4 protein-coding genes are annotated in these 1590 nt (G+C 64.0%); all 4 read left to right on the forward strand.

Annotated elements, in window-relative coordinates:
• Nucleotides 1-190: transposase (locus tag FV227_RS28530; RefSeq protein WP_147859662.1), on the forward strand; the 190-nt coding region annotated here is incomplete at its 5' end.
• Nucleotides 191-204: 14 nt separating this feature from the next.
• Nucleotides 205-477 (forward strand): hypothetical protein, encoded by a 273-nt coding sequence (locus tag FV227_RS28535; RefSeq protein WP_246687975.1) that lies wholly within the window; start codon nucleotides 205-207, stop codon nucleotides 475-477.
• A gap of 207 nt (nucleotides 478-684) precedes the next feature.
• On the forward strand, nucleotides 685-1143 hold the full coding sequence (locus FV227_RS29455; RefSeq protein WP_187275002.1) for a hypothetical protein: 459 nt from the start codon (nucleotides 685-687) through the stop codon (nucleotides 1141-1143).
• Nucleotides 1140-1289 (forward strand): hypothetical protein, encoded by a 150-nt coding sequence (locus FV227_RS29460; protein ID WP_187275003.1) that lies wholly within the window; start codon nucleotides 1140-1142, stop codon nucleotides 1287-1289. Before FV227_RS29455 ends, FV227_RS29460 begins: the two co-directional genes overlap by 4 nt.
• Nucleotides 1290-1590: the final 301 nt, after the last annotated feature.

The following is a 1590-nucleotide window of genomic DNA, read 5'->3' on the forward strand; positions in this document are numbered from 1 at the left end:
CGCTCGGCGCGGGATCGACAGCAGCGAGAAGCTTGGGCGTCACCGTTGGGTAGTCGAGCGCACCCATGCCTGGTTCAACCGTTTCCGACGCCTGCCCGTACGCTACGAGCGTCGCGCCGACATCTACGAGGCCTTCACCAACCTCGCCGCCAGTCTCATCACCCTCAACCAAATCAGGCGGTTCTGTTAGGCGCTCTAAACCCCATGCCCCGCATCCTCCTCGTCGCCCAGGAAACCGCCGGCGTCGGCAAGAGCACGGTCACCTGCGGCCTCGCCGAGGCGGTGCCCGATGCCACGATCCTGGAGATCGATTCGACCCACCGCCTCACCGAATTCCCGTCCCTCGTGGCCGAGGCGGGGGCGGCTGGTAAGGGGCGGTTCGCCAAGGGGCAGTCGGGTGACGCGCAGACCGGCGGCGTGCGCCACTTACCGATGCGGGCGACACGGGAGGCCGGGCCCGACCGCGTTACGGTTTAACGGTTGCCGGATCGCCTGGCGGATCGTCGGGCTAGGGGCGCTTCAGCGTGCCGGCCACAAGGTTAACGAAGCGTTGCCGTTCACGCCCTGTTCCCGTTGTGGAAAACCCGCGAAGCAGTCAGTTTGGCCCTTGAAACGGGGCACAGCATGCACATTCGAGCCGGGGAGCGGCTGCGCCTCACGCTGTGGGGCGCGGGGAGCCGCGCTATGGTCAGCCTCAACACTTTCGCGGTGACCCAGCCTGCGCTGGAGGGGCACGATCCGACGGAGGATGGCTTCCATCACGACGTTACGTCGTGGCTGCACGACGGCTTCAACACCCTGACGGTCGTGCTGATCGGGCCGCCAAGTGAGGTCGCGTTCCGCATGGTGGTCCGGCATGGCAACCACGCCGAGCACGTGCTCGACGAGGCCGATTTTTTGCCGCTGGAAACGCCCTGGCGTCTGTGGACACTGCGCATCGAGCGGGCCTCGGTGCCGAGCCAGCATCTCTCCGGCCTTCATCACACCGACCTGAAGCCGGTGGGCTGCGATCAAATCATGCCCGGCGCTGCAGGCGGCGGCATGTCCCTGCGCATTGACCAGACCAAAGCCCCAGCTTCGTTGGTAAGCATGGCCACACCGGTCCAGCCCTCGAGGATCGCCTCGGCGAGAAACCTCCCTTGAGCGATCGCCTGATCTCCCGAACCCGCCTCGATGTGGATGCGCTGCGTCTCGATACGCCCGCTACCATCACGGGGACGACGCAGGACCCGAAGTTCGAACCCGGAAACGGGTACGCCTGCAACCTGTGGCATGGCGTCAATTCGTAAAACGATTTGTTTCGCAAGGACATAGCCAAACCAGCTCGATCGGGACGCTTTTTGGATCTTTGAGCCTTCTTTTTCACGAAACACGCCGAACCAAGATCGATCATGCCTCTGTAGTGGCTCGGGCCGATCTCACTTCGTGACGGTATGAGGACAATATCGCGTGCCTATCGCTCAGCGTGTGTAGGGCGGTGACAAAACCATCCACTGGAGCGTCGGCGGGGTGCTGATGCGGCCGGGGTAAAAGCCGGCCAGTGGAGAGGCTTCTCTTTCGGGAGGGGCCCAGGATGTTTGCCGTGGAAGT

The sequence above is a fragment of the Methylobacterium sp. WL119 genome (assembly GCF_008039875.1).
Taxonomy (GTDB): Bacteria; Pseudomonadota; Alphaproteobacteria; order Rhizobiales; family Beijerinckiaceae; genus Methylobacterium.

Excerpts from the sequence above, each read along its gene's own strand:
- FV227_RS28535 (WP_246687975.1), top strand. The coding sequence starts at position 205 with ATGCCCCGCATCCTCCTCGTCGCCCAGGAAACCGCCGGCGTCGGCAAG.
- FV227_RS29455 (WP_187275002.1), top strand. The coding sequence starts at position 685 with ATGGTCAGCCTCAACACTTTCGCGGTGACCCAGCCTGCGCTGGAGGGG.